Origin of the sequence: Pseudomonas sp. TNT2022 ID1044 (assembly GCF_028656895.1) — a bacterium.
In the GTDB taxonomy this organism is placed as follows: domain Bacteria; phylum Pseudomonadota; class Gammaproteobacteria; order Pseudomonadales; family Pseudomonadaceae; genus Aquipseudomonas; species Aquipseudomonas reinekei.
On sequence record NZ_JAMDHB010000009.1, the window covers coordinates 56,278 to 78,376 of the forward strand.

Here is a 22,099-nt window from a genome sequence, read left to right on the forward strand (position 1 = left end):
GCCCGCGCACACAGGGGAATGTGGTGGACTTAAATCTCGAGCACTTCCATCTCGCGCAACACCTCGCCGATGGCGGCTACGGCTTCGCGCATTTCGGCTGGCTGGACGTAGCCAATGCAGCCGACGCGAAAGGTTTCGACCTGGGTCAGTTTGCCGGGGTAGAGGATGTAACCCTTGGCCTTGACCCGCTCGTAGAACGCCTTGAACTGGTAGCGCGGATCTTTCGGCGCGTGGAAGGTGGCGATGATCGGCGCCTGGATCTCGGCCGGCAGGAAACTGCGCAGGCCCAGCTTGCTCATCTCTTCCATCAACGCCTGACAGTTGGCGGCGTAGCGCTTGTGCCGGGCCGGCAAGCCGCCTTCTTCGTTGTATTGCAGCAGGGCTTCGTGCAACGCCGCGACCACGTGAGTCGGCGGGGTGAAGCGCCATTGGCCGGTCTTGGCCATGTAGGTGTGCTGGTCATACAGGTCCATCGCCAGCGAATGCGAGTTGCCGGCTGCACTGGCCAGGGATTCTTTGCGAGCGAAGACAAACCCCATCCCCGGTACGCCTTCCAGGCATTTGCCCGAGGCGGCGATCAGTGCCTCGAACGGGATCTGCTGAGCATCGACCGGCAACGCACCGAAGGAACTCATGGCGTCGATGATCAGGCGTTTGCCGTGTTGCGCAATGACCTGGGCGATTTCCGGCAGTGGGTTGAGGATGCCGGTGCTGGTTTCGCAGTGGATCAGCGCAACGTGGGTGATACCGGCGTCGGCTCGCAGCAGGCGGTCGACGTCGGCGGCGGTGGTCGGTTCGTCTTCGGCGGTTTCGAAGGTGCTGAACGAGCGGCCCAGCACTTCGCAGATCTTTGCCAGGCGCTTGCCGTAGGCGCCGTTGATCAGCACCAGCACTTTGCCATCGCGAGGCACCAGTGTGCCGATCGCCGCTTCGACCGCGAAGGTGCCGCTGCCTTGTAACGGCACGCAGTGGTGGATGGCGGCGCCGTTGATGATCGCCAGCAGTTGCTCGCAGAGGCTGGCGGTCAGTTGATTGAAGCGGTCATCCCATGAACCCCAGTCGACCATCATCGCCTGGCGGGTGCGGGCCGAAGTGGTCAACGGGCCGGGGGTGAGCAGGATGGGTGCGGCAGTACTCATTCTCGTGTCCTCGCAATCGATGGGATGAAGCGTTGGTGCCTAAATTGCAATTTGCCGGGTTATCAATCAAATTGTTTGTTGTTATGCCAGCCATCAGTGAGGGTTATCCATGAGCCTGTTCCAGCTCCGCGCTTTCGATGCCGTGGCCCGGGAGGGCAGCTTTACCAGGGCGGCTGCACGGTTGTTCATCAGCCAGCCGGCGGTGACCGGGCACATCAAGGCGCTGGAGGAGCATTACCAGATCACCCTGTTGCGTCGGACTGCCCGACGGGTGGAGTTGACGGAGGAGGGCACCAAACTGGCGGCGATCACCCGTGCGATGTTCGGCCTGGCCGAAGAGGCGCAGGTGATGCTCGAGGCCAACCGGCAGTTGTTGACCGGGCGCCTGGAGGTGGCGGCGGATGGCCCGCACATGGTCATGCCGATGCTCGCCAGCCTGCGTGCGCGTTATCCGGGGATCACCGTGAATTTACGCTTGGGCAATGCTCAGGAAACCTTGGCGGCGTTGTTGTCCGAGCATGCCGACGTCGCGGTGTTGACCGAAGTCGAGCCGCGCAAGGGCCTGCATTTGCAGGCGCTGAGTGAGTCACGCATTTGTGCGTTGGTGCCCGATGGGCATCCGTGGGCGCAGCGATCCAAGGGCGTGCCGCTCAAAGAGCTGGATCAGGTGATCATGGTGTTGCGTGAACCGAGTTCGATCACCCGGCGCACTTTCGATGAAGCGTGTGCCCAGGCCAGGGTCAATCCACGGGTGCTGCTGGAACTGGACAGTCGCGAAGCGGTGACCGAGGCCGTGGCGGCGGAGTTGGGGGTCGGTGTGGTGTCGTCGGTGGAAGTCAGCCACGATCCACGGGTGGCGGCGGTGCCGATTATTGGTGAGGGGTTGGTGAACCGGCACATGATGGGGTGTATGGAGCGGCGGCGGGATTTGCGCCTTATTCAGGCGTTTTTCGGATTGGCGACAGGCAAGTAGAGCGACTCGTCAACATTCGCCAGCAGGCTAGGTCCCACAAGGGATTTGCATCTTCCGCAGATTTTCAGGACGACACAGCAGCACTGTGCGAGCCTGCTCGCGAAGACGCCGGGCCTGCCTACACCAGACTCTCGCGCACCATCTGCAGAAACGTCGCCACCACCCGCCGCGAACTCTGCTCGCGCAAACACACCAGGGTTTCTGTCAGCCGGCGTTTGCAATCGGTGATCGGCAATGCGCAGACCCGTGAATCCGCACCAAACTCGGCCGCCGAAACGACACCCACACCAATCCCCACCACCACCGCCTCCCGCGCCGCTTCACGACCTTCCACCTGAATCGCCGGGCGAATACGAAACCCCGCGCCGGCCATTTCTTCTTCCAGGGTCTGGCGCGTCACCGAACCGATTTCCCGCAGTACCAGCGGCGTGTCGTCGAGGTCCGCGAGGGTGATGGATTCGCGATCCGCCCAAGGATGATGGCGGGATACGAACGCCACCATCGGGTCATTGCGCAGTGGCAACGAAAGCAAGCGCTCATCGCTGACATCGCGACCCAGCAACGCCAGATCGGCTTGATAGTTGAAGAGCCGGAACAGCGACTCATCGGTGTTGCCAGTTTCGATCTTGACGCTGATGCCGGGGTAGCGCTCACAGAAGCGGGCGATCTGCGGCAACACGTGGACCGGCGCGTCTACCGCCAGAATCAGGCTGCCGGTTTGCAAGGCCTGGGAGTCCTGTAACAGTTCCTGTGCTTCGGCTTCGATGACGAACAATTTCTGCGTCACGCCGAGCAGGCGTTCGCCCAAGTCAGTCAGGCGCACCGAACGCTTGTTGCGATGGAACAGCAACACGCCGTAGCGCTCTTCGAGTTTGCGCACTTGGTCGGAAATCGCCGGTTGCGTCAAAAACAGCCGCTCGGCGGCTTTGGTAAAGCTTCCCTGCACGGCCACGGCATGGAAGGCTTTGAGTTGGGCGTGGGAAACCGACATGGGTATCTCCAGTAACAAGCTGAGCTTATTTTTGAAATACGATAAATCGATTTCACTTATTAATCAGTAATTGTTTTTATCCACCTCAGCCCCGCTGACTGTTCAGTCGAACAGCAGCGGGTGCCATGAGCCTGTGCGTGCATCAACAGGACTCATCTGACCGGAATCGCCCACAGGGACAAGGCGATTTCGCAGTGCTCAACAATAAAAAACACAGGCGTTTTCTTCACATTCTGCCGGCACACTCACACCCTGAGGTCAGAACCACAATGAACAAGCACATCGGCACCATCAAGCGTTGGCGCGTGCAGATCTTCGCGATCACCTGGCTCGCCTACGCCGCTTTCTACTTCACCCGCAAAGCCTTTTCGGTCGCCAAACTCGGTATTGGCGAAGACCCGACGTTCATGCTCGACAAAATGGCCATGGCCAACCTCGACGCGATTTACCTCACCGCCTACGCCATCGGCCAATTCACCTGGGGCATCCTGGCCGACCGCTTCGGCCCAAGGGTTGTGGTACTCGGTGGTTTGTTGATATCGGCAGCCGCCGCGCTGGTGATGGGCAGTTTCGCCACGCTACCGATCTTCGCCACCTGCATGCTGATTCAAGGCCTGGCGCAGTCCACCGGTTGGTCGGGGCTGTGCAAGAACCTCGGCAGTTTCTTCCCCTCGGAGCAACGTGGGCGTGTATTGGGCTTATGGAGCTCGTGCTACGCCTTTGGTGGTCTGGTGGCGTCACCGTTTGCCGGTTGGTGGGCGTACACGCTCGTCGGCAGCTGGCATGCGGCGTTCATTTCCAGTGCGGCGGTGGTAGGGCTGGTCGCTGTGCTGTTTTTTATTTTCCAACGCAACAAACCGGAAGACGTCGGCTTGCCGGCGGTGGAACCGGAACCCGAGTTGACCGCCGAACAAGCTGAGGCACAAAGCAAAATCAGCATGTGGGTGCCATTGAAGGAAATCCTGCGCAACCGCACGGTGCTGGTGCTCGGGTTGGCGTATTTCATGTTGAAACCGGCGCGCTACGCGATTCTGCTGTGGGGCCCGGTGATTGTTTTCGAACAGATGCCTTCGGTGGGCAAGGTCGGTGCGGCAATCATTCCCACCGCGTTTGAACTGGCCGGGTTGCTCGGGCCGATCCTGATTGGCCTGGCCTCGGACAAGCTGTTTGGCGCCCGGCGCATGCCGGCCTGCGTGATCAGTCTGCTGGCGCTGACTGTGTCCCTGGCGTTTTTCATGGGCGCCATGCATACCGGCAGCGTGGTATTGGTGGTAGCGCTGTTGTTCGTCATGGGCCTGACTCTTTATGGGCCGGACTCGATGATCAGCGGCTCGGCCGCCATCGACTTCGGCACTGCCAAGGCAGGTGCCACGGCGGCCGGTTTCGTCAACGGCTGCGGCTCGGTCGGGGCGATTCTTGGCGGGTTGCTGCCGGGCTACTTCGACACCGTGACCGTGTTCATCGTCTTCGCCGGCTGCGCGATGTTCTCCGCACTGGTGTTGATCCCGTTCTGGAACAGCCGCCCCGGTGGCATGGGCACTCACTTTGCCTACGTGCCCAATCAAGCGATGACCATCAAACCCTTGCGTACCTGAATCCTGTCCCTCGTCGCCTGCTGCACCTGCGGCAGGCTGGCGTGCGGGCAACTGACCGGAGAATGACCCATGAGACCCTTTTGGCTGGACCAGGCCCTGAAGGCTGATGCATCCGAAACCTGTCCGCCACTGGAAGGCGATACCCGCGCCGACGTATGTATCGTCGGCGGCGGTTACACCGGGTTGTGGACCGCGATCATGCTCAAGGAGCAGAACCCCGAACTGGATGTGTTGCTGATCGAAGCGGATATTTGCGGTGCCGGGGCCAGCGGGCGCAACGGCGGTTGCGCGCTGTCCTGGTCGGCCAAGTATTTCACCCTTGAGCGACTGTTCGGCGTTGAAGAGGCCGTGCGACTGGTCCAGGAATCCGAACGCAGCATTCATGCGATCGGCGCCTTCTGCGAGCAATACGCGGTGGACGCCGATTACCGCCTCGATGGCACGCTCTACACCGCGACCAACCGCGCCCAGGTTGGCTCCACCGATGCGGTGATCGCCGCGCTGGAGCGCAATGGCATCAACTCGTTCACCCGGCGGCCAGTGGCCGATGTGCAGCGCATGGCCGGTTCCAGCAAACACCTGGAGGGCTGGTTTTCACCGGCGGCGGCCAGCGTGCAACCGGGCAAACTGGTGCGTGGTTTGCGCCGCGTGGCCCTGCAACTGGGGGTGAAGATTCATGAAAACACCGCCATGACCGGTCTGGCAGAAGGCAAACCGGCGGGGATCGAAACCCGTCACGGCACCGTCCGCGCCGATCGCGTGGTGCTGGCAATGAACGCCTGGATGGCCCGGGCCTTCCCGCAGTTCGAACGCAGCGTGGCGATCGTTTCCAGCGACATGGCGATCACCGAGCCGCGGCCGGATTTGCTCAATGAGATCGGTTTGACCAGTGGCGTCACGGTGCTCGACTCGCGGATTTTCGTGCACTACTACCACAACACCCCGGACGGTCGAATCATGCTCGGCAAGGGCGGCAATACGTTCGCCTATGGCGGGCGCATGTTGCCGGTGTTCGATCAGCCATCGCCTTATGCCGGTCTGTTGCGAAGCAGCCTGACGGACTTCTTCCCGGCGTTTGCCGACGTCAAGGTCGAAGCGACCTGGAACGGCCCGTCGGATCGCTCGGTCACCGGGCTGCCGTTCTTCGGGCAGATGAGTGCCAGTGGCAACGTGTTCTACGGTTTTGGCTACTCCGGCAGCGGCGTCGGCCCGTGCCACATGGGCGGGCAGATTCTCGCTTCGATGGTCCAGGGGCTCGACAATGCCTGGACCCGCTCGCCTTTGGTCAACGGGCCGCTGGGTTTCTTTCCGCCGGAGCCGATTCGCTATCTCGGCTCGTTGATGGTGCGCAACGCGATCCGCCGCAAGGAGCGCGCCGAGGACCACGGGCATCGACCACGGCACCTGGACGTGCGTCTGGCGAAGTTCGCGGCCGCCGCCGGCAAGGCCGACAAGGGCTGATACCTCTACAGCTTGTGGTCGGAGCGATTGAGCAGCCAATCGAACAACAGACGGGTGTCGCCACGCGGCTGGGGACGAGGCGCAGGTGGCGATGGGCGTTGCCCGACCCTTGCGCAAAACACCGGCCGGTCGGGGTCGCTGTCGAGGAAGCTGACCAACCCGTCGCTGCCAGCCAAGGGCATCGCGGTGGCGTTGAGCCCGGCATACGCCACCGGCAGCCAGAGACCGGCAGACGCCTCGCAATCGCGTGTTGGCGCCGGCCACACATCCACCTGGATTCGCCCCTGATCATCCTGAACCGCCGGTTTACCGGCCGGCCCACACACCCGTGCAGGCTGGAAGCCGGGGATGCGCGGCCGGTCTTGTTGAAGCGCCGGCCGGAATACCGTCGACCAGGGAATCGCGCTGAACTGATTGTGGTAACGACGGGGCGGACCGGGTGAATCCTGCTGCAGAATCGAATCCTGTTGCCCTTGATGCTGCGCCTGGATCACCAGCCATTGATCGTTGAACCCCGGCAGCGGATGTTCAGCCACCTGCACAATGCACCCGCTGCGCAATCGGCCGTGATTGCTCTGCCCGTGGATTTTTACCTGCTGACACCGCAGGCGCTCCAGATGCCGGCGACTCAGCTGTTCGCGATGGCGCTGTGGCTGAGCAGGGCGTGACAAGGGCATGGCCGCTCGCGGGGAGGCGTGATTGGCGGCGCCGTCCTCGGTGTCCGGTGCACCACGATCCCGGGCATCGACCCGTGGTGGCAATGGCAGTGAATCATGGCGCTGGAACAGCTCGCTGATCACCGGTGATTGAGCGATCGCGGACCTGTCGGTGTGAAAAGGCATCAACAGTGGTTCCTGCGGAAAACTCAGGCTGTCATCGGCAAACACCAGCACATGCCCGGCGGCGCCATGTTCGAAGTGATAATGAATGCCTTCTTCCTCGCACAGCCGTTGCAGCAGCGCGAGGTCGCTTTCCTCGTACTGAATGCAAAAAGGCCGCAGGGGATAGTGGCCATTCTCGAGTTCGAAGCGGTAGCTGTCGTCGGCCAGGCCGTGGTCTTGCAGCAGTTGACCCAGGATCATCGGCACACTGAGCTGCTGGAAAATGCGTCGCGATCTGTGCCGGTCCAGCGCCTGAAGCGCAGGCACCAGCACCAGTTTGTAACCGATTCGCTGTTGCCCGCGATGTTCGTGGCTGGCGCTGTGCAGCACACCGTGAATGCACTGATGATGGTCGATAACCAGCAGCGCCGGTTGTTGCAGCAACCGCTCAAGGGGCACGGCCGGTGCGAGGCCGATGGCTTCGATATCGAATCGATAGGGTTGGTTGAGGGCCTCGCGGCCACTGAACTGCACCACCTGCAGACTCAAGTCGTCGCCGAGAAGTGTCAGGGTGAAGGGACTTTCCTTGTCGTTGTGCATCGAACGCGCTTCTACCGAGGAGTACGGGTGCTGAGGGTACGAGACCACGAACGCTTATAGTCATCGCGAACCGAAGTTTCCGAATTGCCCTACAGCAGCCGGTGAAGATGTCGATGCCTGCCGCTGAGATTTTTTGGTCGATTGCCAACTTTAGGCCGTATAAACTTGGCGCCATGCGTCGGCCAATAGATGTCTCGGCGCCATAGACAAGAGAGTGAGTAATGGGCGCACAGTGGAAGGTTAAACACAAAGAAGCGGCAGCCAACGCCAAGGGCAAGATCTTCGGCAAACTGGTGAAAGAAATCACCATTGCTGCACGCAACGGTGCCGATACCGCCACCAACGCACACTTGCGTCTGGTAGTGGAACAGGCCAAGAAAGCATCGATGCCCAAGGAAACACTGGATCGCGCCATCAAAAAAGGTGCGGGCCTGTTGGGCGAAACCGTGCAATACCATCGCGTGACATACGAAGGGTTCGCACCGCATCAGGTGCCGTTGATCGTTGAATGCGTGACCGACAACATCAACCGCACCGTCGCTGAAATCCGCGTCGCATTCCGCAAGGGCCAGTTGGGCGCTTCCGGTTCGGTGGCCTGGGACTTCAACCATGTGGGCATGATCGAAGCCTCGCCGGACACCCCGGATGCCGATCCGGAAATGGCCGCTATTGAAGCCGGCGCCCAGGATTTCGAGCCCGGTGAAGACGGCGCGACCCTGTTCCTGACCGAACCTACCGACCTCGACGCGGTCCAGAAAGCCCTGCCAGAGCAAGGCTTCACCGTGCTGTCGGCCAAACTGGGCTACCAGCCGAAGAACCCGGTCAGCGGCCTGAGCGATGAGCAGATGGCTGAAGTCGAAGCCTTCCTTGAAGGCCTCGATAACCACGATGACGTGCAGGACATGTTTGTCGGATTGGCGGGTTAAGCCGGACTGGCTTTGACCTGACCTGTGGCGTGGGAGCAGGCGCCCTCGCCACAGATTCTTGTACGGGCTGTCAGCTGTCGGCGTTAAGTACCGTCAACGCCTGAACAACCTCATCAAACCCCGGCCGAGCCAGCACCTGCGGCTGACAGCAACGCTGCTGCAAATCTTCCAGGCGCAGACGCTCTTCATCGCTCAACCCCGATGTAATCCGCTCCAGCAATTCTCCCAACAGCACCCCGAACGCCCGCACTTCGATCCGTTGCAATGCGCGGCTTTCCAGGTTGTCTTGCGTGGCATGGAATGACGCCGCGCCGAAGTCTCCCAACAGGCAATCACCGTGCTCGTTGCACAAAATGTTGTGGCCATACAGGTCGCCGTGGGTGATGCCTTGCTGGTGCAGATGCCCGGCCACCGAAGCGATGCCCCGGGCGATACGCAAGGCGACAGCGGCGGTGAAGCGGGTGTCATCGGCATAGACGTCGCGGCTGCACGACGCCAGGCTCGGCAGCCCGGCGAGGTTGCGGTAACTCGGGTCGATCAGTTGCATTACTAGCCCGTCGGTTTGTTGCGGGTGATCGACAATCCGGCCTTCTACGCGAATCAGGTTGGGGTGAAGGCCGGCGGTGATGCAGGCGTTCATTTCGTGCAGCGGCGAGCCATCGCTGGTCATTTCGCCTTTGTAGAGTTTGACCGCAACCGTTGCGGCAGGCTGCCCCGGTTTGGCCCACGTCGCGCGATGAATCACCCCTGAAGCGCCTTCACCCAATGGCTGTTCCAGATGCAACTGCGACCAGGCAATGTTCGCGGTGGCTTCGAGGGCGGCGACATCGGCTTCGGTTTCCAGCGGGTTACCGGCATAGGCCAGCCAGGTCAGGCTTGGCAGGCGCAGCAGCCATTCGGGCAACCCGGTCAGGCGGTTGGCGGCAATACGGATCAATTCAAGTCGATGGCAGTTACGCAAACTGTCGGGCAACTGCTGCAACCGGTTGCCCGCCAGCATGAGCTTTTGCAGGTGTGGACGCTGGCCCAGTTCGCACGGCAGTTCACTGACGTTATTGTCGGTCAGGATCAGCCAGCGCAGCAGCGGCGGCAGTGCATTTCCCGGTACGTGTTCGATGCGGTTGGCCTTGAAACCGACCATGGTCAGCGCCGCGCATTGGCCCAGGCTTGCCGGCAGTTCGGTGAACAGGTTGTCCGAGCAGAACAACACGCGCAAACGGGTCAGGCGATGCAGGTCGTCCGGCAGGCTGCTCAAGGCATTGCCACTGAGGTTGAGCACTTCCAGCGAATCCGCCAGGTCGAAAATTTCCCGGGGGAATTCGCTCAGGTTATCGCTGAGGTCCAGGCGAGTGATGCCTGCCAGCGCTCCGGCGCGCAGTTGTGCAAGGGTGTGCATATTGGGGGTCGCTGTAGATCGAATGAATGGGCGGCATGATAGCGGGAAAAACTCCATTGCCGGTCAGATCCCCTGTAGGAGCAAGCTTGCTCGCGATGAGGCCGGTATCGTCTACCTGAAGCCCGGGGTCAAACCGGCTCCCGCACCTCAACCAACTGCCCCAACCGGCTGCGGGTGCGCGCCAGATCGATGGCATCGCCGCCCAGGCTTTCACGCAACGAGCGCTGCCCGAGCAAAATCAAATGCTTGTCCTGGTCGTACAAAACGTCCACCAGGTTGATGAAACGCTGTTGCGCGGCAATCGAGCAGTCGGCCAGGTTGGGCAGTTGATCGATGATCCAGCGATCGAAGCGTCGGCACAGTTCCAGATAATCCATGACAGCCGTGGGCTGATCGCACAGATCAGCGAAGGTGAAGCCGACGGCGCGTCCTTCGCAGTAGCGTGCGGGCAGGTGGCGAGTGCCGACAGGCAGGGCAATCGCCGGGGCATCCGTGGCCGGCACGTTCGCCGCGCGACGCTGCGCGGGTGTCGCGGGCCAGACGTACTGGCCCTGGGTGAACAACTGCTGAGCGTGGCTTCTGGCCTGACTGCGGTAGTCGTGCGGCCCGCCGACTTCCATGACCTGCATGCGCGCATTGATCAGGTCGATCACCGGTTTGAAGCGGGCATGGTAGAGCGGGTTGGGCAGCAGACCTTCCGGCGGGTAGTTGGACGTGACCAGCAGCAGGATACCGCGGCGAAACAGTGCCTTGAAGAGTCGCGTGATCAGCATGGCGTCGCCGATGTCATGGACGTGAAACTCGTCGAAACACAGCACACGGCAATCGCTCAGCAGTTCATCGAGCGTGGTGGCCAGCGCGTCCGGTTGTTCGCGATGGTTGAACATCCCTTGGTGCAGCCGGGCGAAGAATTCATGGAAATGCAGGCGCTGCTTTTGCGCCAGCGGAATGGCCTGGAAAAAGCCGTCCAGCAGCCAGCTCTTGCCACGGCCCACGGCGCCATGCAGATAAAGCCCGGGCAGGTGCTTGGCCCCGGCTTCAAGCAGTGAACGGGCGTGCTGCGCCATGCAGTCGATCACCCGTTGCTGGCTGTGACTGAGGGTGTAGCCCTGGGCGATGGCCTTGTGATGAAAGTAGTCGTGAATGACCCGGTCGTTTGCCGAGCCATTGCCGTACGCGGTCGATGCCTTACCGAAGAGGCGGCGCAACGACGGCCAGCGCGGTGTGAGTCGCGAGCGGTTGGTCGGTCGAACGGCCAATGTGATGTCACCCCGTAATCTTCTGGCAGGCTCCCCGACCTGCGGCGGCATAGTTTAACCAGTCGGCTAATTTCGCTGCCAGTTGTGTCGACGAAAACCCGGGAATATTGGACAAAATATTGCGGCGTGTACAGGTTATCTCCCGTTCCTGGCGATGTCCGAACCTGTGTAGGCGCTGCCCCTATCCACTCGACAGCGCCTACACGTTTTGCGTGACCTGCTGGAGCAATCCCTACCGTTCAATACTCCGATTCCAGCGTGCATTCCAGGCCGGGCGCTGTTCGTTGACCTGGTCCCAATCCACCGCAATCGCGGTTTCCAGGTACTGCTTCATCGCCTCGACCTGCCCACGGGTGCGGTCGGTGGTCGGTGTGTTGGGGTTGGAAGGAATCTGATCCCCATCCTCTAGTGCTGCGGCCTGGGCTTGAGGCGTGAGCAGGAACGCGGCGAGTTTCTGTGCCAGTTCCGGTTGTGTGTTGTTGGCGATCGCACATTCGGCGACGTTGAGTACCACGGCGCCTTCCTTCGGTTGGGCGTACTCCACCGGCATGCCCTTGAGTTTGAGCGCGGTGACCTGGGTTGGCGTCAACGGGAACAACGCAGCTTCGTCGGTCTGCAGCATTTCGGAAATCTTCGCCGAGCTCGGAATGTACTCCAGCACGTTGCGCCCGACGCTGTTCGGCCAGGCTTTGAAGCCCGGGTCGACGTTGGTTTCATTGCCGCCCTGTATCCGGTTGAACATCAGGAACCCATGCAGCCCGAACGTCGAAGACGCCATTGACTGGAACACCAGTTTGTCCTTGAAACGCGGGTCGGCCATGTCCATCCACGAGGTCGGCGCAGCCCAGCCTTTCTCCTTGAACAGGCGCGTGTTGTAGGCCAGCCCGGTGACGCCGAGGCTGACCGCCACAGCCTCATCCTTGATCCGCCCCTTGGCCGGAATCTGTTGCAGGGGCGGGCTGTCCTGCAGCTTGTCGCACAGGCCCATGGCGATGGCGCGGTACATGATGCCGTCGTCGAGGAACATCACGTGCATCTGCGGGTTGCCTTTGCTGGCCTGGACCTTGGCCAAAATGTCGGCAGAGGTGCCGGGCACGATGACCACTTTGACGTTGTTGGCTTTCTCGAAATCCGGCAGCACCTTGTCGGCATAGAGCCGCTCCATGGTCCCGCCGTTCATGCCCAGGTAAAGCGTCGGCTCGGCGTGGGCCTGGGTGACGGTGAGCAGGGCGCTCATGCAGGACAAACCGAGCAGAGCAGTGCGTTTGAAGTTTTTCATGGGCGCGACCTTCCTCTATCAAGCTACGGAAATGGAGTGAAAACGGTTGATCGAAAACGCATCCAGCGACGTCTTTGACGCGCCGCTACAGATGATCTCGGTGAGTGCCTGGCCCACCGCCGGACCGATCTGGAAACCGGCGCCGGCAAAGCCAAACGCATGCAGCAGACCAGCCTGGGTGCGGCTGTGGCCGATCACCGGTTGGCGATCGGGCAGGTAACCTTCGGTGCCGCTCCATGTGCGAATCGCCTGGGCACCTTCAAGAAACGGGTAGAGCTCGACCGCCTGGCGAAGGATTTCCAGCACTGCGCTCTGGCCGGGGCGGGCGCGGGTGTTGTCCAGGGCAAAACCCTGGCCGCCGCCCAACACGCAGTTACCGCGTGCTACCTGGCGGGCATAGATGCCGCCACCCTCGACGCCGGTGCTGGCGTCCATCACCAACGGCAAGGGCTCCGTGACCAGCATCGCCGGGTGCCCGGAGTGCATCGGCACCGGTTCGCCAAATTGCGCAGCGAGGTTGCCGGCCCAGGCGCCGGCGCAGTTCAACAACCAGGGCGCGCGCCATTGCTGACCGGTTTGCGTGCGGACGCGAAAACGCTGGCCGTCATGTTCAACCGCGCTCACCGCACACTGTTCATGCACCTGCGCGCCATGCCGCCGTGCAGCCTGGGCGAACGCCGGAGACACCAGTCGCGGGTTGGCGTGCCCGTCATCCGGACAGTACGAAGCGCCTACGGCCACGTCGCCGACCCATGGAAATCGCGCGCGCAATTGCTCTCGGTCAAGCACTTGCAGATCAAGGCCGAAACCCTGGCTACTGGCGGCGTAGTCTTGCAGCGCTCGTAAATCATCAACGCTGCGTGCCAGTTTCAGATGGCCGCTGCGTTGATATTCGCCGTCAATGCCGATCAATTGCGGCAACTGCGCCCAGATGGCATGGGCCCGTTGCGACAGTGGCAACTGTGACAATGGACGACCCTGCCGGCGCACGCCGCCGTAATTCACTCCGCTGGAGTGCGAACCGCAAAAATCCCTTTCCAGCAGCGCGACACGCTGACCGGCCTGGCCAAGGAACAGCGCGGCGGAAGCGCCGACGATACCGCCGCCGATGATCACTGCGTCGACGTCGATCATGCTTCGACCTCCAGGCCAAAAGGTAATGGCTTGATCGGCGCCTGCGCTCGCAACCGACCGATCTCGGACACATCACGCTGGCTCTCGCAGGCAATGATTTCTGCCGCCGAGGCGCCACACATCCGGCCTTGGCAGCGCCCCATGCCGACCCGGCAGTGCGCCTTGACCCGATTGATTTCCCAATGGCCTTCGCGCACGACTTCACGAATATCGCCGGCACGGATTTCTTCGCAGCGGCAGACCATTACGTCATCGGCGACATCGGCAGCCCAGTGTTCGGGAAAGGCAAAGGCGCGCTCCAGCCCTTGTCGAAAATCACCGATGCGTGACAACGACTGTTCCAGTTGCACGGCGCGTTGCGGGGCGATCAGGTAGCCGATGTCTTCGAGCAGTGCTAACGCTGCGCGCTCTCCGGCCATTTCCGCCGCATCGGCGCCCATGATGCCGGCGCCGTCACCGGCCAGGTACACCTGGGCAACGCTGCTGCGTCCGGCGCTGTCTCGCGTCGGCAGCCAGGCGCGGTTGAGCGGGTTCCAGGCGAATTCACAGCCGAGCAGATCGGCGAGTTGGGTTTCGCTACGCAAGCCGTGGGCGAAGGCGACGGCGTCGCAGTCCAGTTGATGTTGGCCGTTCGAGTCGGACCAACTCAGCGACTGCGCGCGCCGGTCGCCCGCGATGCTGTTCAAGGTCGCACCTTGATGCACCGGGACGCCGTGGGCGGTCAGCCAGCCTCGGTAGTAAATGCCTTTGGCCAACGTGGCGGGTTGCGCCAGCAGACCGGGCAGGGCACGTGCCTGTGCGCTGAAGGGCGAACTGTCGAGCACCGCGGCGACTTTCGCACCGGCCTTGGCGTATTGATAGGCGACGAGATACAGCAGCGGACCGCTCCCGGCGAACACCACGCGCTCACCGATGGCGCAACCCTGGAATTTCAAGGCGATTTGCGCAGCGCCGAGGCTGTAGACCCCTGGCAACGTCCAGCCCGGCACCGGAAGAATCCGGTCGGTGGCGCCGGTGGCGACGATCACTTTTGAGAACGCCAGCCGTGCGGCGTGGCCGTCGTGCAAGGTATCGAGGGCGCCATCTTCGGCGTTCCACACCAGCGTTTGCGGACGGTAATCGAGCTGTTCGCACAGGGTGTCGATTGTCTGGTGCAACGCACTGGCCTTACGCGCTTCGAAGCCGTACAGCTTGACCGCTGAACGCTTGAAGTTGGCCGGCTGACGCCGATAAATCTGCCCGCCGCCACGCGCCGCTTCATCCAGCAGCACCGGACGCACGCCATGGGCTACCAGCGTTTGAGCTGCACGGATACCGGCGGGACCGGCGCCGATGATGACCACCGGTTTCATAATGATCGCCCCGGTTCGCGGTTGATCTGTTGTCCGGCTTCAAGCAGGGTCGAGCAGGCGCGCACCCGGCGGCCATCGCCCAGGCGTACCCAGCAGTCCTGACAGGCTCCCATCAGGCAGAAACCGGCGCGGGGTTCGGCGCTGAAGTCGCTGCCGCGCAAGTGTTCGCCACAGGTCAGCACCGCCGTCAGCACGGTGTCGCCGAGCAGGCCGCTGGCCGGTTGGCCGTCGAGGGTAAAATCCAGGGCCGGGCGGTCGCCTTCGGCCAGTCGTTTCAGCAGCGCCATGGCGACCTCATTGTTTACCTACCAGAACCCGATCCAGGCCATAAACCCGATCCAGCAAAATCATGGTCAGCGCCGTCAGTGCGATCACCAGCGCCGACACCGCCGCCATCATCGGATCGATGGATTCGGTGGCGTACACGTACATGCGTACCGGCAAGGTTTGCGTGGCTGGCGAAGTGACAAAGATCGACAGCGTGACCTCGTCAAAACTGTTGATGAACGCCAACAGCCAGCCACCCGCCACGCCGGGCAGGATCATCGGCAGCGTGATCTGCCGGAACAGCGTGAAGCGCCCTGCGCCCAGCGATTGCGCGGCATGTTCGGCACTGCGATCCAGGCCAATGGCCGAGGCCAATACCAGCCGCAACACATAGGGCGTGATCACCAGCACGTGGGCGAAGATCAACCAGGCGAAGCTGCCGTTGACACCCATCAGCGCGAACAGGCGTAGCAGCGCCACCCCGAGCACCAGGTGCGGAATGATGATTGGCGACAGGAACAACCCGTTGAGAAAGTCCCGGCCGGGAAACTCGAAACGGGTGATTGCCAGCGCGGCAGGCACCGCCACCAGCGTCGCCAGCGAGGCGGCGCTGAACGCCAGGATCAGGCTGTTGTAGAACGCATCGACAAAGTCGGCACGCTCGAACACGGCACGGAACCAGCGCAGGGAAAACTCGGTGGTCGGCAGGCTCAGGGTGTTTTCCGGGGTGAAAGCCACCAGGCACACCACCACCAGTGGCGCCATCATGAACAGCACCACAAGGGTATGAAACAGCAGGGCGAAAGGACCGTTCCTGGACATGACGAATTATCCCAATGACTTCTTGTAGCGGCCTTCGATCATGCGGTTCCACGACAGCATGATCAGCAGGTTGATGAGCAGCAGAGCCACGGCAATCGCCGCGCCCATGGGCCAGTTGAGCTCCGACAGGTACTGGTCGTAGATCAGCGTGGCGACCATCTTCAGGCGCCGTCCGCCGAGCAGGCCGGGTATCGCGAAAGAGCTGGCGGCGAGGCCGAACACGATCAGGGTGCCGGACAGCACACCGGGCATGATCTGTGGCAGCACCACCTGGCGAATCACAGTGAACTGGCTGGCACCGAGCGACAGCGCAGCCTGTTCGGCGGCCGGGTCGAGTTTCTGCAAACTGGTCCAGACCGGAATGATCATGAACGGCAGCATCACGTGGACCAGTGCGATCACCACGGCGAACGGCGTATAGAGCAGTTTCACCGGCGAGCCGCCGAAGGCTTGCAGGGTCTGGTTGACCAGGCCATCGGCGCCGAGCAGCAGGCTCCAGCCAAACGCGCGTACCACCACCGAAATCAACAGCGGGGTGAGGATCAGGATCAGGAAAATCGAACGCCACGGGGTGCCCATTCGGCTGAGGATGTAAGCCTCGGGAACGCCGATCAGCACGCAGAGCAGGGTGGTCAGGGCGCTGATCCACAGGGTCCGCAGGAAGATTTCATAGAAGTACGGATCACCCAGCAGGCTGCTGTAGTGTTCGACGGTGAAGGCGTTGCCGTTGATGCCGGAGTTGTAGTCGAAGACGTTGAACGACAGCACCAGCGTCAACCCCAGCGGGATGAGCAGCAGACCGAGGTACAAGGCCAGGGCCGGCGCCGACAGCAGGTAGCCCTGGCGCCCCTGGCGGATGGCGGCGAGTGCACTCATGCGGTCACCTCGTCGACAGTCAGCACGCGCAGCAGTGCAGCATCCCAATCGAGGCCGACCGCCGTGCCTTCGCTCAGCGGTGCCGAGCCATCGTTGCGGCGCACCACGCAGAGTTCACCGAGAGGGGTCGCGACGCTGTAGAGCCACTGGCTGCCGAGAAAGAAGCGGCTGGCAATCTTGCCTTGCAAGCGGCCATGACCGGCATCACGCAGATCGATTTTCTCCGGACGCAGACTGAGGGTCAGATCGCCCTCGCCACGGCTGCACACTTGAACCACATCGCTGTTGTCACGTTCGCCGGGCAGCAGATTGGCCTTGCCGACGAACCCGGAAATGAATTCGGTGCGCGGGTGTTCGTAGAGGGTGTAGGGCGCATCGATCTGGGTGATGCGTCCGGCCTGCATCACCACCACACGGTCACTGATCGACAGCGCTTCGGACTGGTCGTGGGTGACCATCAGCGTGGTGATCCCGACTTCGCGCTGGATACGACGGATCTCGAATTGCATCTCTTCGCGCAGGTTGGCGTCGAGGTTGGACAGCGGTTCATCGAGCAGCAAGACCGGCGGCTGGATCACCAGCGCCCGGGCCAGGGCGACACGCTGGCGCTGGCCACCGGAAAGTTCTCGCGGGTAACGCTCGGCGTGCTGATGCAGACGAACCAGTTTCAGCACCCGATCCACCCGTTGCTGGATCTCGGCACTCGGCACCTTGCGCATGCGCAGGCCGAAGGCGACGTTGTCCTTGACGGTCATGTGCGGGAACAGCGCGTAACTCTGGAACACCACGCCCAGGCCACGGCTCGCGGGTTTGGCGTGGGTGATGTCGCGGCCATCCAGCACGATGCGTCCGCTGGTGACGTCGACGAAGCCGGCAATCATTTGCAGGGTGGTGGTCTTGCCGCACCCGGAAGGGCCGAGCAGGGAAACGAACTCGCCTTTTTCCACCGAAAGGTCGGTGGCGACCACGGCGTCGATTTCACCGTAGCGTTTGCCGAGTTTTTCAAGTTGCACAAAAGCCATGACTGCGCCTCCACCTGAGATTGTTATGCGTCGCCCGAAGGCGCGCTTTTTTGTATGGGCAGATACGAAAGGATGTTGCGGGGTGCGTTGGCGCTCGACTTGAGTCGGCTGCCGCTGTTGTTCGAATCGCCCCTGTCTGGACGCAGATTAGGACGAAGACTAGGATGGGCTCAATGGCCTATTTCACTGAGGCGATGATTATTTTCAGTTTTATTCGATCAGTAAATTAATTGTCGAGAAACTACATGTCGGATTCCATTGAGCGGAATGAAGCAAAAAATGAGGTCGGTGTCGGCGCCGTCTCAAGGCTGTTTGCGGTGCTGCGTGCGTTGGGCGATACGGTCGAAGGGGGTGAGCGGGTAACACAACTGGCCCAACACATCGGCTTGTCGCAACCGACGACCCACCGTTTGCTGCGCAGCCTGATGGACGAGGGCATGGTTGAGCAGGATGCGCGCAGCAAGCGCTATCGCCTCAGCCTGGATTTTTTCGCGCTGGCCGCCCGCGCGGGCAACAGTGGCAACTTGCGTGAATTGGTGCGGCCGTCGCTGTTGCGGCTGTCGGCCTCGCTGGGCGACTCATTGTTTTTGCTGGCGCGCAGTGGCTTCGATGCGATCTGCCTGGACCGCAGTGAAGGGCCGTTTCCGATCCGCACGTTCACCGGTGACATCGGCGGGCGCGTGGCGCTGGGCGTGGGCCAGGGCAGCCTGGCGATCCTGGCGTTTCTGCCGGATGAAGAGCGGGACACGGTGATCCACTACAACCTGCCGCGGTTGAAGGATTTCCATTTGTACGACGAAGTGTTCCTGCGCGCGGAAGTCGAGAGCGTACGCACGCTCGGATATGCCGGGCGCAACACCGGCGTGTTGCAGGGCATGGCCGGGGTGGCGGTGCCGATTCTTGACCGTGAAGGGCGGGCGGTGGCGGCGTTGAGTGTGGCAACCGTGACGGACCGGCTGGGGCCCGATCGCTTGCCGACGGTGGTGGAAATGCTCAAACGTGAAGCCGCGCTGATCGGGCCGCGGATCAACCCGTTCGATCCGCTGCTGCGCAGACCTTCGCAGGTGTTTGGGCAGGGGTAAACAGCCTTGCAGGAGCCAGCAAGCCGGCTCCTGCAAGGGAGAGTCAGAATTGCGTGGTCTGTTTGAGCAACTGCGCAGCCGGCGTATCTGTCGGGCTGACCATCGCATAGTTGTAGCCGCCCCCCGACCAGTACTCAGCCTGCAAACCGCCATCGCTGCGACTGCCCCTCGGCAGCAGGTAATTTTTCGGACCCGGTGGCCGCACGTAAAAACTGATTTTCTGCCCGCCCTGATTCTCGTAGACCACCATCGCCGCCGGCCCTTGTTCGGTGCTGAGCAAGCGCCCGCTGGCCGGTTTGAAGCCGGCCCCCGACAGGTCAGGCAAGCGATTGGCCTGGGTGAAGTAACGGTCGAGCCAGCCCTGCATGTCGCCGTCGTCGCTGGCCTTGTAGTCGGCCGGCAAAATCCCTTGCTGGGCGATCAGACGATAGGCCTGCAACGCATCGGTCATCGGTAGCTGAGTGCTGACAAATGCCATTTCCCGGGCCTGCCAGCCACTGAAGCCGCCGATGCTGACGGCGATCAGCAACACGGCCGCGCTGGCCAGATGGCGTCGCGATTGGCGTTTCAGGCGTTGGCGAATCATGGCGGGATCGAGTGCCGGATTGGCCGGTTGCTGCAGCGCGCCACTCAGGGCCGCGCGCAGTTGCTGGGCATCTTGCTGCCAGGCGCGTACTTGCGCGCAAACCTGCGGATTACTTGTGAGAAAAGTCTCTACCAGACGTCGGTCGTCCTCGCTGAGTTGGTGGTCGACATAGGCGTGCAAATCACGCTCGCTCGGGGGCATGCTGATCATTTGAGTCTCCGCAGGGCAGGGCGGGTGATTTCACCTTCACTGAGTTGGCGCAGGGCCTGGCGAGCCCGGGACAGGCGGGACATCACGGTGCCCGTGGGGACGTCGAGAATCTCGGCGACCTCTTTATAACTCAGGCCTTCCACTGACACCCACAGCAGCAGGGCGCGCTGTTCAGTGGGCAGGCGGTCGAAGGCGTCCAGGGTCGATTGGGCGATCACGGTGCGCTCCACGGAAGGCTGCGCATCGTCGCGTCCGGTAAAAAATTCGAGCATTCGCGCATAGCGCCTTGTGCGTCGGTGCGCATCGAGAAATTGTCGATACAGAATCGCAAACAGCCAGGCGCGCAAATCTCCGTCGGCATGTCGGCTGCCCCAACTCGACAGCGCATGCTCCAGACTGGCTTGAACCAGATCGTCGGCGCTGCTGGCGTTGCGCGTCAGCGACAGCGCAAACCGGCGCAATCTGGGAATGATTTCTCTCAGTTGTTCGTCGATATCGTTCATGAAGTTCTGACTAGTCACTACGCTTGGGACTAGGAAGACGCCCGGTACCCGAGGTTATTCCACGGCTGAAAAAATAAACACCGCGCGCTGGAATAAACCTGCGCGCGGTTCGTCTGCTTGATTCTTCTCATCTGTGGCCGATGGCCCTGGAGTTATTCATGGTAGATCGATCATCACCGCCCACCCGGCCACCCTTGAGCACTGCGAGCCTGATCATGCGTCTGGCGGGCATCGCCGTTGTCGTCGCCGCCGCCGCCGGGGCGTTTGCCTACGTCAATGGCACCCTTGACCCACAGCGCCTGACGCCGAAAAAACTGATCAATGTGCTGGAGACCAACAACGGTGTGCACCCGGGATTCCGCCGCAACCACTCCAAAGGTGTGTGCGTGATCGGCTATTTCGAGAGCAGCGGCGAGGCGCGCAGTTACTCCAGCGCCCAAGTGTTCAACGACCCGCGTACACCGGTGGTTGGACGTTTTGCTCTGCCGGCCGGCAATCCTTATGCGCCGGATGGCGCCGTGCCGATCCGTAGCATGGCGTTGCGTTTCAATCAGGCTAACGGCCAACAGTGGCGTACCGGGATGAACAGCATGCCGGTGTTCCCGGTGGCCACGCCCGAGGCGTTCTATCAATTGCAGCAAGCCCAGTCACCGCTTCCCGCTACCGGCAAACCGGACCCCGCGGCAGTGCCGGCGTTTTTCGGTTCGCACCCGGAAGCTGCGCCGTTCCTGGCCTGGATCAAGACCGCCAAGCCTTCAGCCAGTTACGTCACTGAGACCTATAACAGCGTCAACGCGTTTTATCTGGTGAACGCTGCCGGACAACGTCAGGCCGTGCGCTGGAGCATGGTGCCGGTCGCGCAAGATGCACCGGGTGCCACGGCGCCTGAGGGCAGTGATTTCCTGGAGAAAGATCTGGTCCAGCGCATCGCTGCCGGACCGCTGCGTTGGCAGTTGAACATCATCCTCGCCAACCCCGGCGATCCGGTAAACGACGCCAGCAAAGCCTGGCCTGAAGGGCGCAAAGTGTTGAACGCAGGCACCCTGGTGCTGGATAAAACCCAGCCGCAACTCAACGGCGAATGCCGTGACATCAACTACGACCCACTGGTATTGCCCGCCGGTATCGAAGGCTCCGACGACCCACTGCTCGCCGCGCGTTCAGCCGGTTACGCCAATTCCTACCTGCGTCGCACCAGTGAAGTCAGCCAGTTGCCCGCCGCCAAACAGGAGGCCCAGCAATGAGCACACAACCGAACCACTTCGCTCCCCTGGCGCGACTGCTGCACTGGCTGATGGCGCTGATGATCATTGCCATGCTGTTCATCGGCGCGGGCATGGTCGCCTCGGTGTCTGAACGGCATGAATGGCTGATCAATCTGCACAAACCGTTGGGCGTTGCAATTTTGCTGTTGGTCATCGTGCGACTGGTGGTGCGTTTCTCCACCACACAGCCGCCGCTGCCGGCAGACCTGCCGGGCTGGCAAGCGCTGGCGGCCAAGGTATCCCATGTGTTGCTGTACGCCTTGATGCTGGTCTTGCCGCTACTGGGCTGGGCGATGATTTCGGCGTCGGGTGAACCGGTGATGCTCAGCAGTTCACTGCAGTTACCTTCGATCGTGTCGGCCAATGCGCAGGTGTTTGCGTTCCTGCGCAAAGCCCATGGCTACCTGGCGTACCTGTTGTTCCTGATCGTGCTGGTGCATCTGGCGGCGGCGTTGTTTCACGGTTGGGTGCGGCGTGATGACGTGTTGAACAGCATGTTGCGGGGTAAAGATCGCGGTTAATCGCCGCCTGGTAAAAGAT

21 protein-coding genes are annotated in these 22,099 nt (G+C 61.9%); 7 read left to right on the forward strand and 14 right to left on the reverse strand.

Features of this window, described 5'->3' with window-relative positions:
- Positions 1-29: 29 nt before the first annotated feature.
- Entirely contained in the window at positions 30-1,139 is a 1,110-nt protein-coding gene (locus tag M5G20_RS13135) for a 2-aminoethylphosphonate--pyruvate transaminase (protein WP_273919418.1), read from the reverse strand.
- Positions 1,140-1,248: 109 nt separating this feature from the next.
- Between M5G20_RS13135 and M5G20_RS13140 the strand changes: the two genes are divergently transcribed.
- Positions 1,249-2,112, forward strand: coding sequence for a LysR substrate-binding domain-containing protein (locus tag M5G20_RS13140; RefSeq protein WP_273919419.1), 864 nt, complete (start codon positions 1,249-1,251; stop codon positions 2,110-2,112).
- Positions 2,113-2,230: 118 nt separating this feature from the next.
- Here the strand turns inward: M5G20_RS13140 and M5G20_RS13145 are convergent, their stop codons facing one another.
- A complete protein-coding gene (locus M5G20_RS13145; protein ID WP_273919420.1) occupies positions 2,231-3,103 on the reverse strand; it encodes a LysR family transcriptional regulator in 873 nt (290 codons plus the stop codon).
- A gap of 269 nt (positions 3,104-3,372) precedes the next feature.
- On the opposite strand from M5G20_RS13145, the gene M5G20_RS13150 reads away from it, so the two are divergent.
- The gene (locus tag M5G20_RS13150; RefSeq protein WP_273919421.1) at positions 3,373-4,698 is read left to right on the forward strand and encodes an MFS transporter; all 1,326 of its coding nucleotides are present in this window, start codon (positions 3,373-3,375) and stop codon (positions 4,696-4,698) included.
- 69 nt (positions 4,699-4,767) lie between these two features.
- Positions 4,768-6,159 carry an FAD-dependent oxidoreductase gene (locus M5G20_RS13155; protein WP_273919422.1) on the forward strand — a complete coding sequence of 464 codons (1,392 nt, stop codon included), beginning with the start codon at positions 4,768-4,770 and terminating at the stop codon, positions 6,157-6,159.
- Positions 6,160-6,164: 5 nt separating this feature from the next.
- On the opposite strand, the gene M5G20_RS13160 is transcribed toward M5G20_RS13155, so the two are convergent.
- Entirely contained in the window at positions 6,165-7,580 is a 1,416-nt protein-coding gene (locus M5G20_RS13160; protein ID WP_273919423.1) for a type VI secretion system Vgr family protein, read from the reverse strand.
- Positions 7,581-7,801: 221 nt separating this feature from the next.
- Here M5G20_RS13160 and M5G20_RS13165 point away from each other — a divergent pair, with 221 nt between their 5' ends.
- A complete protein-coding gene (locus M5G20_RS13165; protein WP_008063883.1) occupies positions 7,802-8,506 on the forward strand; it encodes a YebC/PmpR family DNA-binding transcriptional regulator in 705 nt (234 codons plus the stop codon).
- Positions 8,507-8,576: 70 nt separating this feature from the next.
- On the opposite strand, the gene M5G20_RS13170 is transcribed toward M5G20_RS13165, so the two are convergent.
- The 9 genes from M5G20_RS13170 to M5G20_RS13210 form a co-directional block, all read right to left on the reverse strand.
- The gene (locus tag M5G20_RS13170) at positions 8,577-9,902 is read right to left on the reverse strand and encodes a leucine-rich repeat-containing protein kinase family protein (RefSeq protein WP_273919424.1); all 1,326 of its coding nucleotides are present in this window, start codon (positions 9,900-9,902) and stop codon (positions 8,577-8,579) included.
- A 128-nt stretch (positions 9,903-10,030) separates the two neighbouring features.
- Positions 10,031-11,161: a cell division protein ZapE gene (gene zapE, locus M5G20_RS13175; protein WP_273919425.1), complete on the reverse strand. Its 1,131-nt coding sequence runs from the start codon at positions 11,159-11,161 to the stop codon at positions 10,031-10,033.
- 232 nt (positions 11,162-11,393) lie between these two features.
- Complete coding sequence (locus tag M5G20_RS13180) at positions 11,394-12,440, reverse strand: ABC transporter substrate-binding protein (RefSeq protein WP_273919426.1); 1,047 nt, start codon at positions 12,438-12,440, stop codon at positions 11,394-11,396.
- A gap of 18 nt (positions 12,441-12,458) precedes the next feature.
- Positions 12,459-13,574: an NAD(P)/FAD-dependent oxidoreductase gene (locus M5G20_RS13185; RefSeq protein ID WP_273919427.1), complete on the reverse strand. Its 1,116-nt coding sequence runs from the start codon at positions 13,572-13,574 to the stop codon at positions 12,459-12,461.
- Entirely contained in the window at positions 13,571-14,926 is a 1,356-nt protein-coding gene (locus M5G20_RS13190; RefSeq protein ID WP_273919428.1) for an FAD/NAD(P)-dependent oxidoreductase, read from the reverse strand. The genes M5G20_RS13185 and M5G20_RS13190 overlap by 4 nt, the downstream gene beginning before the upstream one ends.
- Positions 14,923-15,213 (reverse strand): (2Fe-2S)-binding protein, encoded by a 291-nt coding sequence (locus M5G20_RS13195; RefSeq protein WP_075947994.1) that lies wholly within the window; start codon positions 15,211-15,213, stop codon positions 14,923-14,925. Before M5G20_RS13195 ends, M5G20_RS13190 begins: the two co-directional genes overlap by 4 nt.
- Before the next feature lie 7 nt (positions 15,214-15,220).
- On the reverse strand, positions 15,221-16,015 hold the full coding sequence (locus M5G20_RS13200) for an ABC transporter permease (protein ID WP_150735222.1): 795 nt from the start codon (positions 16,013-16,015) through the stop codon (positions 15,221-15,223).
- Positions 16,016-16,021: 6 nt separating this feature from the next.
- Entirely contained in the window at positions 16,022-16,891 is an 870-nt protein-coding gene (locus M5G20_RS13205; protein ID WP_273919429.1) for an ABC transporter permease, read from the reverse strand.
- Positions 16,888-17,913 (reverse strand): ABC transporter ATP-binding protein, encoded by a 1,026-nt coding sequence (locus M5G20_RS13210; protein ID WP_273919430.1) that lies wholly within the window; start codon positions 17,911-17,913, stop codon positions 16,888-16,890. The genes M5G20_RS13205 and M5G20_RS13210 overlap by 4 nt, the downstream gene beginning before the upstream one ends.
- Positions 17,914-18,158: 245 nt before the next feature.
- Here M5G20_RS13210 and M5G20_RS13215 point away from each other — a divergent pair, with 245 nt between their 5' ends.
- Positions 18,159-18,995, forward strand: a complete 837-nt coding sequence (locus tag M5G20_RS13215) for an IclR family transcriptional regulator (protein ID WP_273919431.1) — start codon at positions 18,159-18,161, stop codon at positions 18,993-18,995.
- 43 nt (positions 18,996-19,038) lie between these two features.
- On the opposite strand, the gene M5G20_RS13220 is transcribed toward M5G20_RS13215, so the two are convergent.
- Both M5G20_RS13220 and M5G20_RS13225 read right to left on the reverse strand, forming a co-directional pair.
- Positions 19,039-19,791 (reverse strand): anti-sigma factor family protein, encoded by a 753-nt coding sequence (locus M5G20_RS13220; RefSeq protein ID WP_273919432.1) that lies wholly within the window; start codon positions 19,789-19,791, stop codon positions 19,039-19,041.
- On the reverse strand, positions 19,788-20,294 hold the full coding sequence (locus tag M5G20_RS13225) for a sigma-70 family RNA polymerase sigma factor (RefSeq protein ID WP_273919433.1): 507 nt from the start codon (positions 20,292-20,294) through the stop codon (positions 19,788-19,790). The genes M5G20_RS13220 and M5G20_RS13225 overlap by 4 nt, the downstream gene beginning before the upstream one ends.
- 158 nt (positions 20,295-20,452) lie before the next feature.
- Between M5G20_RS13225 and M5G20_RS13230 the strand changes: the two genes are divergently transcribed.
- Together M5G20_RS13230 and M5G20_RS13235 are read left to right on the forward strand one after the other, a co-directional pair.
- Positions 20,453-21,538, forward strand: coding sequence for a catalase family peroxidase (locus M5G20_RS13230; RefSeq protein ID WP_273919434.1), 1,086 nt, complete (start codon positions 20,453-20,455; stop codon positions 21,536-21,538).
- Complete coding sequence (locus M5G20_RS13235) at positions 21,535-22,080, forward strand: cytochrome b (protein WP_273919435.1); 546 nt, start codon at positions 21,535-21,537, stop codon at positions 22,078-22,080. Before M5G20_RS13230 ends, M5G20_RS13235 begins: the two co-directional genes overlap by 4 nt.
- The last annotated feature ends 19 nt before the right edge of the window (positions 22,081-22,099 follow it).

Coding starts and splice junctions, on each gene's coding strand:
- M5G20_RS13230 (WP_273919434.1), top strand. CDS start 20,453: ATGGTAGATCGATCATCACCGCCCACCCGGCCACCCTTGAGCACTGCG.
- M5G20_RS13150 (WP_273919421.1), top strand. CDS start 3,373: ATGAACAAGCACATCGGCACCATCAAGCGTTGGCGCGTGCAGATCTTC.
- M5G20_RS13205 (WP_273919429.1), bottom strand. CDS start 16,891: ATGAGTGCACTCGCCGCCATCCGCCAGGGGCGCCAGGGCTACCTGCTG.
- M5G20_RS13145 (WP_273919420.1), bottom strand. CDS start 3,103: ATGTCGGTTTCCCACGCCCAACTCAAAGCCTTCCATGCCGTGGCCGTG.
- M5G20_RS13210 (WP_273919430.1), bottom strand. CDS start 17,913: ATGGCTTTTGTGCAACTTGAAAAACTCGGCAAACGCTACGGTGAAATC.
- M5G20_RS13235 (WP_273919435.1), top strand. CDS start 21,535: ATGAGCACACAACCGAACCACTTCGCTCCCCTGGCGCGACTGCTGCAC.
- M5G20_RS13190 (WP_273919428.1), bottom strand. CDS start 14,926: ATGAAACCGGTGGTCATCATCGGCGCCGGTCCCGCCGGTATCCGTGCA.
- M5G20_RS13225 (WP_273919433.1), bottom strand. CDS start 20,294: ATGAACGATATCGACGAACAACTGAGAGAAATCATTCCCAGATTGCGC.
- M5G20_RS13160 (WP_273919423.1), bottom strand. CDS start 7,580: ATGCACAACGACAAGGAAAGTCCCTTCACCCTGACACTTCTCGGCGAC.
- M5G20_RS13200 (WP_150735222.1), bottom strand. CDS start 16,015: ATGTCCAGGAACGGTCCTTTCGCCCTGCTGTTTCATACCCTTGTGGTG.
- M5G20_RS13185 (WP_273919427.1), bottom strand. CDS start 13,574: ATGATCGACGTCGACGCAGTGATCATCGGCGGCGGTATCGTCGGCGCT.
- M5G20_RS13140 (WP_273919419.1), top strand. CDS start 1,249: ATGAGCCTGTTCCAGCTCCGCGCTTTCGATGCCGTGGCCCGGGAGGGC.
- M5G20_RS13170 (WP_273919424.1), bottom strand. CDS start 9,902: ATGCACACCCTTGCACAACTGCGCGCCGGAGCGCTGGCAGGCATCACT.
- M5G20_RS13195 (WP_075947994.1), bottom strand. CDS start 15,213: ATGGCGCTGCTGAAACGACTGGCCGAAGGCGACCGCCCGGCCCTGGAT.
- M5G20_RS13220 (WP_273919432.1), bottom strand. CDS start 19,791: ATGATCAGCATGCCCCCGAGCGAGCGTGATTTGCACGCCTATGTCGAC.
- M5G20_RS13165 (WP_008063883.1), top strand. CDS start 7,802: ATGGGCGCACAGTGGAAGGTTAAACACAAAGAAGCGGCAGCCAACGCC.
- M5G20_RS13180 (WP_273919426.1), bottom strand. CDS start 12,440: ATGAAAAACTTCAAACGCACTGCTCTGCTCGGTTTGTCCTGCATGAGC.
- M5G20_RS13155 (WP_273919422.1), top strand. CDS start 4,768: ATGAGACCCTTTTGGCTGGACCAGGCCCTGAAGGCTGATGCATCCGAA.
- M5G20_RS13215 (WP_273919431.1), top strand. CDS start 18,159: ATGTCGGATTCCATTGAGCGGAATGAAGCAAAAAATGAGGTCGGTGTC.
- M5G20_RS13135 (WP_273919418.1), bottom strand. CDS start 1,139: ATGAGTACTGCCGCACCCATCCTGCTCACCCCCGGCCCGTTGACCACT.